General features: G+C 60.0%; 6 protein-coding genes. 1 reads left to right on the top strand and 5 read right to left on the bottom strand.

From position 1 onward, the window contains the following. Nucleotides 1-334 precede the first annotated feature (334 nt). Entirely contained in the window at nucleotides 335-1099 is a 765-nt protein-coding gene (locus J3456_RS13015) for a hypothetical protein (protein ID WP_349580604.1), read from the top strand. Between the two features lie 375 nt (nucleotides 1100-1474). Here the strand turns inward: J3456_RS13015 and J3456_RS13010 are convergent, their stop codons facing one another. From J3456_RS13010 to J3456_RS12990, 5 genes are all read right to left on the bottom strand, one after another. Next, complete coding sequence (locus J3456_RS13010) at nucleotides 1475-3664, bottom strand: NADP-dependent isocitrate dehydrogenase (RefSeq protein ID WP_349580603.1); 2190 nt, start codon at nucleotides 3662-3664, stop codon at nucleotides 1475-1477. Nucleotides 3665-3836: 172 nt separating this feature from the next. Further along, the gene (gene yczE / locus J3456_RS13005) at nucleotides 3837-4493 is read right to left on the bottom strand and encodes a membrane protein YczE (protein ID WP_349580602.1); all 657 of its coding nucleotides are present in this window, start codon (nucleotides 4491-4493) and stop codon (nucleotides 3837-3839) included. An 85-nt stretch (nucleotides 4494-4578) separates the two neighbouring features. Further along, entirely contained in the window at nucleotides 4579-6006 is a 1428-nt protein-coding gene (locus tag J3456_RS13000) for a nodulation protein NodH (protein WP_349580601.1), read from the bottom strand. Nucleotides 6007-6009: 3 nt separating this feature from the next. Beyond that, on the bottom strand, nucleotides 6010-7707 hold the full coding sequence (locus J3456_RS12995) for a DUF5927 domain-containing protein (protein WP_349580600.1): 1698 nt from the start codon (nucleotides 7705-7707) through the stop codon (nucleotides 6010-6012). Next, the gene (locus J3456_RS12990) at nucleotides 7704-8690 is read right to left on the bottom strand and encodes a glycosyltransferase family 2 protein (protein WP_349580599.1); all 987 of its coding nucleotides are present in this window, start codon (nucleotides 8688-8690) and stop codon (nucleotides 7704-7706) included. The genes J3456_RS12995 and J3456_RS12990 overlap by 4 nt, the downstream gene beginning before the upstream one ends. Nucleotides 8691-8753 lie beyond the last annotated feature (63 nt).

Here is an 8753-nt window from a genome sequence, read left to right as displayed (position 1 = left end):
GCTGAGGCTGCAAAGAAAACACGAAAGGAGGCCAAAACATTGACCGCGTCATAAACCACGACGCATAACTGAGGGTGGGTCAAATCTCGGTGAAAATACCGGGTCAGTTCTCAGTGACAATCAACAGTCCCGCTGCCTCATTGTCGTCAGCACAGTGTGTGGCGACGCATACAAGACCCGTCGGCATCAGGATGGCGCGGCATGGATGAGCGCGGCCCACGCAGGAGATATCTTGGGCATACGCAGCGAGAGGATTGTCGAGGCAGTCCGTGCTGGGGTCATGGAGGGATCGCAGGGACGATCGGGCACGGGCCACCTTCATACGATCGTCAGAATGCAGGACATCGAAGAGGTCCGAGAGCAACGGGCGCGATCTGCGGCAAAGGAAAAAGTCCGGAACACCCTTGGGGTTTCGAGGAAGCAGTTCGAGCTCATGGAAGAGGCGAGGTTCTTCGGTGTTGAGTGCAGGATGTCGGCTCACCCCTGTGTCGATGGTAATTTCGACCTCAAGAACATCTGCACTGCGGTAGATGGAATCCGGAAAATGACCCGCGCTGAAAGTGCCGGAGCCGATGGGGTGGTGGCCTTTTGCAAGATCAACCTGCGCAGGACGACAGATCGGACCGCGATTTTGAAGATCTATCGTCTCATAGCGGACCAGAAGCTTCGAGCGGTCAAGTTCGCAGAGGGTGAAAGCCTCGGCGATGCACTCTTCGACGCGGCGGAGGTCGACCGCCTTCTACAAAATCATGGCGGCGCGCGGTCATGGACCGCCAGAGACGTTGCCGAATTCTCGGGATGGAAACCCGAATGTGTCACCGGATGGTGCGAGCAGGGTTTGCTTCAGGCGACCAAAGGGAAGCGAGGCTCGTTTTGCGTCTGGCAGATTACTGAGGAAGCGCTTTTGCGGTTCTGTCGTGAATTCCATGTGGCCTCCGACCTGGCAAAGGAAGGCAAGACTACTTCGCGAAAGCTGCTCGCATCACTTGCAGATCGAGGGATTTCCTCAGTCGGGTCGCAGGCGGTAGGAACATCGTCCCGGGGGCATCTAATCCGATCCGGAGATATCGCACGGATTATCGCGTTTCCCCCCACCTAACCGACACGCCTGCTCGCGCACTATATTTAAGCCGCCAAGGAATGCCTTGGCGGCTTTCGGCGTTTCTGAATGCTGGACTGCTGGTCGAATTTGACGTATCAGAATGCAGGGTGATCGCTGACGGCGAGCGGTACGCGGGAAGCGCAACATTATAGGCAAAACGCGCAAGACTTTGGGCGAGTTGTGCGCAAACTATTGGGCCTGAAACTGCGAATTTCTTCAAACATTAAGAGCAGAGTGCGCACGGTTACGCGGTGTCCTACAAGGGATGTAGGCAGGCGCAAAGACGCGCTTTCGCTCTGCTCAATATCTTGAAACGGATATCCGCCGCGTAGCTCAAGCAGCTACGCGGCGGATTTGTTTATATCAGGCTAATTACCCGATGATGCCATTCAGCGTCTCGGAGGGGCGCATCACGCGAGCGGTTTTGTCCGCGTCGGTGTGGTAGTAGCCACCAAGATCGACAGCAGCACCCTGGGCCGCCGCAAGCTCGGACAGGATGTCTGCTTCCTTAGCGGCAAGCTCTTTGGCGACGGGCGCGAACTCTGCGGCGAGCCCTGCGTCATCACCCTGCGCGGCCACAGCTTCGGCCCAGTAGCGCGCGAACCAATAGTGGCTGTCGCGGTTGTCGGGCTCACCCACCTTGCGCGAAGGGGAACGGCCGTGGTCGAGGATGCCCTGCGTCGCGGTCTCGACCGCTTTGCCCAACACGCGCGCCTTCTCGTTGCCGCGTGCGTCGGCGAGGAACATCAGGCTTTCGCCAAGCGCGCAGAACTCGCCGAGGCTGTCCCACCGCAGGTGATTTTCCTCAACCAACTGCTGCACGTGTTTGGGGGCCGAACCGCCCGCGCCGGTCTCGAACAAACCGCCGCCGTTCATCAGCTTCACGATCGACAGCATTTTGGCAGAGGTCGCCAATTCCAAGATCGGGAAGAGGTCGGTCAGGTAGTCGCGCAGCACGTTGCCGGTGATGGCAATCGTGTTCTCACCTTTGGTGATCGTCTCAAGCGAGGCGCGGGTGGCTTCGCGGGGGGCCATGATCTCGAACTTATCGGCCACGCCTTGGGCCTCAAGGATCGGCTTCACGTAGGAGATCAGCTCGGCGTCATGGGCGCGGCTTTCGTCCAGCCAGAAGATCGCCCGGCAGCCTTCGGCCTTTTGACGCGAGATGGCGAGGTTCACCCAATCCTCAATCGGCGCTTTGCGCGCGGAGGAAGAGCGCCAGATGTCACCGGCCTCGACCTTGTGCTGGTGCAGCACAGTGCCATCGTCGAGGATCATCTTGACGGTGCCCGCCTCGGCCAGCTCAAACGTGGTGGGGTGAGAGCCGTATTCCTCGGCCTTTTGGGCCATCAGACCGATGTTCTGCACCGTGCCTGCTGTTGCCGGATCAAGCTTGCCGTTCTCTTTGAAGAAGTTGATCGCCTCGTCGTAAACCGGCGCATAGGAGTTGTCGGGGATCACGCAATTCGCGTCATGCTCTTTGCCATCCGGCCCCCAGCCCTTGCCGCCAGCGCGGATCAGCGCGGGCATCGAGGCGTCGATGATCACGTCAGAGGACACATGCAGGTTGGTGATGCCCTTGTCGGAATCAACCATATACATCGGCGGACGGTCGTCCATGCAGGCGTCGATGTCGGCCATGATCTCCGTCTCGCCCTTCACGCGCTCCAGCAGGTCACCGAGGCCGGAGTTGGGGTTCACACCCAGTTCCTTGAGCTTTTGCCCATGCTTTTCAAACACCGGCGCGAGGTAGGCTTTGACCGCGTGGCCGAAAAGGATCGGGTCAGAGACCTTCATCATCGTGGCCTTGAGGTGGAGCGAGAAGAGAGTGCCGTCTTCTTTGGTTTTCTCGATCTGGGTGTTGAGGAAGTCCTTGAGTGCCGCGGCGCTCATGAAGGTCGCGTCAACCACGGTGCCGGCAGGATACTCAAGTCCGTGTTTCAGAACCGTCTCACCATCCGCGGTTTCCAGCACGATCTTCGCGCCACTCGCGGCGTCGAGCGTGGCGGAAACTTCGTTGGAGAAGAAATCATTGCCGGACATCGACGATACATGCGTCTTGCTGTCCGACTGCCAGTCGCCCATGCGGTGCGGGTTCGACTGGGCAAAGCTTTTGACGGCCTTGGCCGCGCGGCGGTCAGAGTTGCCTTCGCGCAGGACCGGGTTCACAGCCGACCCTTTGATGCCATCATATTTGGCGCGCACGGCCTTTTCTTCGTCCGTGCTGGGCTCTTCTGGGTAGTCGGGCAGCGCATAGCCTTGGGCCTGAAGCTCTTTAATCGCGGCGACCAGCTGCGGCACGGAGGCAGAGATGTTCGGCAGCTTGATGACATTCGCTTCGGGTGTTTTTACCAGACGGCCCAGTTCCGCCAGATCGTCCGACTGGCGCTGCGCCTCGGTCAGATGCTCGGGGAAGGTCGCGAGGATACGGCCCGCAAGGCTGATGTCTTTCGTGCCGACGCTCACACCAGCGGCTTCGGCGAATTTCTTGATGATCGGCAACAGCGACGCAGAGGCCAGCTCCGGCGCTTCGTCAACTTTGGTGTAGATGATATCGGACATGATTGCTCCAAATTGCTGCATTTGGTGCCCTGATAGCGGAAGAGGCGGCGAAGGTCGACGGTATACCGCAGTATGCGGTAGGGTCGTTTCGGGAAAATATGCGGAACTAGCGGATTTCAGCCTTTCGGCATGCTTCGAGGGGGCGCATCCCCCCGGTTCCCGCGCCTGTTTCTTAGCGGGTCACGCTGCGCGTTTGCAGAATCTGCATCCCGATGGCCATGGCCGGACCGATGCCGACCGCGAAAAGCAGCGTGCCAAGGCCCAGCGTCCCGCCCAAGGCCCAGCCAATCGCCACGACCGATAATTCGATGCTCATGCGGACAAGGGCGATGGGCTTGCCCGTCACCCGCTGCAGCCCCGTCATCAGCCCGTCACGCGGGCCGGGGCCGAGGTTTGCCACAAGATAGATCGCGCCGCCAAAGCCGGTCACGAAGACGCCGGTCAGCGCCAGCATCACATTGGCCAGATAGCTGTCAAAGCGGGGCAGGATCGGCAATGCATATTCCAGCACCAGCGCCACGATCACCGCGTTCAGAATGGTGCCGATGCCCGGCGTCTGGCGCAGCGGAACCCAAAGCAGCAGCACCGTGGCGCTGATAAGGAACGTGGCAAGCCCAAGGCTCCAACCCGTGATGTTGGTCACCCCTTCGGCAAAGACGGTCCAAGGGCTGACACCGACGCCAGCCTTGACCAAAAGCGCTTCGCCCAAGCCGAACATGACCAGCCCGAGGATCAGAAACACCATCGAGGCAAAGGGCGGCTTGAGGGTGAACGCCTTGGGCGAACTCCAGCGTAATGTCGGGACAGAGGTGACTGACAGGAAACTCACGGGCGGCGCGACCTTTGGCGATGCATTCAGGATGCATCCTTGTTCCAGTTTACGCCAAACCCGGCAAGGTCAATCCACCGCCAACTCAGCGCCAGCGGGTGAAGCCGAAAGTCATGTAATCTTTTTGATAGGCATCCGCCGTCAACGCCTCGATCTCATCGTCATAGATATCGGCGAGCGTGAAGGGACCGGGTTCCGCCGCCGCAGCCACGGCGGGGGTGGTCACATGACCTTGGCCCGCGGCCAAAGCGGGCAGCTCACTGGCCAGCTCCTCTTCGCGGATGATGCGATCCGGCAGGCAGAACTCGCCGAACCCCGCGATGGCTTGGGCCTGAGAGCACCATGCCGCATCCACCCGGATCGACGTCTGACCGGCCAGATTGCCTTTGAGAAACTTCAGAAAGGCGACAAAGGCGGTGCGATGCGCATCCCGGTCATACCCTGCATCGGGGCCATCTTTCGGCAGCGGCATCTTGTAGCGGCGCATCAGCGTGTTGCGCAATTGGCGATAGCTGCCCTCGCCCGTGGTCAGGATGTGGCGGCAAAAAGCATCATGCGCCCGTAGAGCGGGATGGCGTAGCACGGTAAAGCCACGATGCCCCGGCGTTTTGCGCTTCCACTGACGCAGATCTTTTTGCGACATCTTATCGCGCAGCGCCTCGCGCGGGACACCATCAAGGGCGGCCAGCCAATCCAACACCTGATCCTGCGGCCCGGATTTGATCGGCAGATAGATCAACCCGCTGGTCGCCGCCGCCACGTAGGAAGGCACATTCGGCCCGCGCCGCGGCTCGAAATTGGGGGTGCGGGTCAGGTCGAAACGGTCCAATCGCGCCAGCGCCTCTAGCATCTCGTCATAGTTGCTGACCTTGGCCGAGATCGGGCTGGGGTTTTGTTTCTTGAGGTTCTTGTCCAGCGCCTCCAACTGCTCATCCACGCCAAGATAGCGCGCAAGGCCGTTCATCACCTCAACGCTTTGCAGGTCTTCGTAGGCCACGTAAAACGCCGTCTGGCCCGAAGTCTGCAAGCTGTTCAGCAGCGTGATCTGAAAGCGCTGCAAGGCGTCCAGATGTGTGCTGAACTCATCGGCGTCAAAGACCGCCTGCGCCACCTTCTGCGCCTTCATATCGGTCAGTTTCCACTGCCCGGTCGCCTGCGCGATCTTCCAACTAACGTAACTGTCGACCGGATTGCGCGTGAGCACGATCTTGGCACAGCGGTGATCCTTGAGGATGGTCTCGAAAACGCGCGGATCATGATCGTGGAAATAGCGAAAGCCGCCCAAGGCATCCTGTTGTCCCCGGATGGCGGAGAGCAGCTTTTGGGGGTTCTCGTCCCGCGTGGCCTGATCAACCCTAAGGATCGGCTCGCTTTTGGGATAGCCCATAAAGAAAGGGTTAAAAGCCTCTCCATGACAGGCGATCCCCGCGAAAGCGTTTAGGTTCGCCTCCAGAAAATTTGACCCGGTCCGCATCTCGGCGAAGACCACGAAACTGTCGAATTTGTCGCGCATGGGTTATTTCACCAGATAGGGTTTGGGAGAGGGTTGGGCATCGGCACTGCTGCCGCGGGCGACAGGGAAATCGCCGACCAGATAGGGGTGCATGCCTTGGTTCTTGAGGTTCTGCAGGAACTGGCCGAAACCGTTCAGATCAACCATGCGAGGCGCCTCTGACAGGCGGCGCAGGCGGGGGCGGCCAATCTCATCCAGGATATCTTGCAGCGGCTCCATCGGCGCTTCGATGAAATCCGCCATGGTCCAGACCCGCACGCGCGCCTTGGTATAGGGCGAGTGCAGCACATCCAAATGCGTGCTTTCCGTCTTTTGCAGCTTGGCCGCCAGACGGCGTATATCGGCGAAATCGAGGTTCGAGCGGAACAGCGGCACTGCCCAAGCGCCGGTGATTACCGAAATATGCGCATTCGGGTCTTTGGCGATGCGCCAATTGATGTCTTGGTTGTCCATCGGGCCGAACTGAAAACACTGGCGTTCGCCACGGGTGTTCCAGATCAGGTTGGTCAAAAACGCACTGGCATTGTGATCGCGCAGCACCGGATTGTCCGACAAGGCACCGTTCAGCGCGGTCTGCCCGTCGGCAAAATGAACCCGGTCTGGCGCAAAGAGATGCCCATGCACGCGCCCCCCGCTGGCACGGCTCAGCCAATGTTCGAATTCCTCGAAAATCTCGGCAAAGCCCTGAAACACCGAATAGGGCGCAGCGGTGACGCCATTCTCCCAATCCTCATTGGGAAAACGGCTTTGCATATAGAGCCCCGCGCGCCCGCGGGTCCGCCGCTCGACGGCCTTGGCAAAGATGCGGTCGATCTTGCCGGGGTTCGGTTCGGTCTTTTTCAGCGCACCGGCTGAATCCGTCAAAAACGCTTGATAGAGCCTGTCTGCATGGGGCCAAATCTTGCGTGCGACAAAGCAATCCGAACGGCGCAATAGCTGCAGGTGGTCGTCGTAAAAGATATGCGGCTTGCCCTGAAAATCGAACTTCGACAGGGTCAGCGACCGGCTCTCGATCTTGCTGGAATAGAGCCGCGTTAGGGTCTGGAAATAGCTTTCGTCCGGGATCCAGACATAGCGAAAGAACTTGTCATAGCTGGGCCGGTCCGGGTCTTGCAGGATCGCCGAGAGCGTGCGCCGGGTCAGGCACCACCATTGCGAGCCCATATGCGGCACGATCCCGCGCGGCATCCGACGTTTGAGCCGCAGCAGACGCTGCACCTCGACCGCGCGGTCAAACAGATAGCGGTTGCGCCGCCAAGAGAAGGGGAAACGCAGGGTAAACCGCTCTTCATCCAGCCCGCCCACCGTCCAGGGCACGTCCGCCGTGGTGGCGCTTTCGATGAAATCGGTCCGCGGGCGGTCCTCAAGATAGTCGATCAATTCCTGCACCGGGCGCAGCGGCAGGCAGGAACCCGAGGCCAGATAGACATGGCGCACCTTGGGAAAGCGCGACAGCATCAATTCCGCCGCCCCCTGAGAGGCCGCAACGATCCCCCAGGTACCCCATTCGCAGCGTTTGCGGGGGCTGAAATGCACATCCTTCAGGTCAGAGAGTGCCGCCACGAAAGCATCATGCGCGCGCCGGGGCACGGCCTTGTCGATATGGATCACCACCGGGCAGCCCGCAGCGGCCCAATGGCGCGCGACCTGCTCGGCCCGGTCAAAGGCGTTGTGCACCAGCATGACGATCCCGACGCTCATGCCCAGTTCCCCTTGGACATCAGGCCGAGAATCTCAAGCTGCCGCCAGTTGATGTAGCGCTCCGACCACTTGCACCATAGCTGCGGGTCGTCCTTTAGCTGCGCGGCATAGGCTTTGTATTCCACCGAAGCCGCGTAATGCTCGCTGCGCTGCAACTCCTCCGCCGCCTTGGCACCGAAGGTGTCGAGGAACTTGGCATGCAGCAGCACACCCGAGGCTTTCTCTCCGCCCCATTCGTCATAGACCTGATTAAGCCCGCGCGGCAGCAGCATATGGGTCGAGCTGACATAGGCATAGCGCCGGTCCCACTTGACCAGCGGCACCTTGTTCAACGCCGGCGCCTTGGCGGGTTCATCTGGGAAGAACACCCGCGCCCGTGGCCCGCCCTGAATCCAGAGGTTTCCAAACCGCCGATTGCGCGAAATGGTGTAGTTGCCGCTGTCGAACCACGACGCAATCTCAATCGGATTTTGGCCCGATTGGTAGGGTTCTTCGTCCAGCCGACCTTTGGGATACATATCCAGCAGCATCGCGGAAAAGCTTTTGATCGAGGACGCATCAAGCCAATCGGTCAGCGCCCGCAGGGGCCGGGTGTCGCAAAAGGGATAGACCAGAAATTCATCGGGATCGACCGTCAGCGCCCAGTGGCCATGGGCGTATTTCATCTGCAGCCAGTTCAGCCAATCGACCCCGAAGCGCGCCCGTTTATAGCTGGCCTTGGCGCTCCAGACCGACACATCGGGTTGCTCGGCAAGATAGTCAAGCGAGCCATCGGTGCTGTCGTTATCCACGAAAAAGAAGTGTCCGACGCCCATCTCGCGGTAGTATTTCAGGAAATAGGGCAGCCGGATGCGTTCGTTGCGCTGCGTGCAGAACACAAGGATATCGTCGCGTTTGATCTGGGCGGTGCGGATCGCCACGCGGGTCAACTCGCGCCGTTTGCGGAAGGCGCGGATGCGCCAGCGCTTGCGTTGCAGCCGCAATCGATATGACTGAATTAAGCCCAAACCGCCCCTTACCTATCGGATCTGACCGCTTCTCTACCG

Origin of the sequence: Sulfitobacter sp. NFXS29, from assembly GCF_040148765.1 — a bacterium.
In the GTDB taxonomy this organism is placed as follows: Bacteria; Pseudomonadota; Alphaproteobacteria; order Rhodobacterales; family Rhodobacteraceae; genus Sulfitobacter.
Note: the sequence above shows the minus strand (reverse complement) of the source record. Positions and strands in the feature narration are given on the sequence as shown.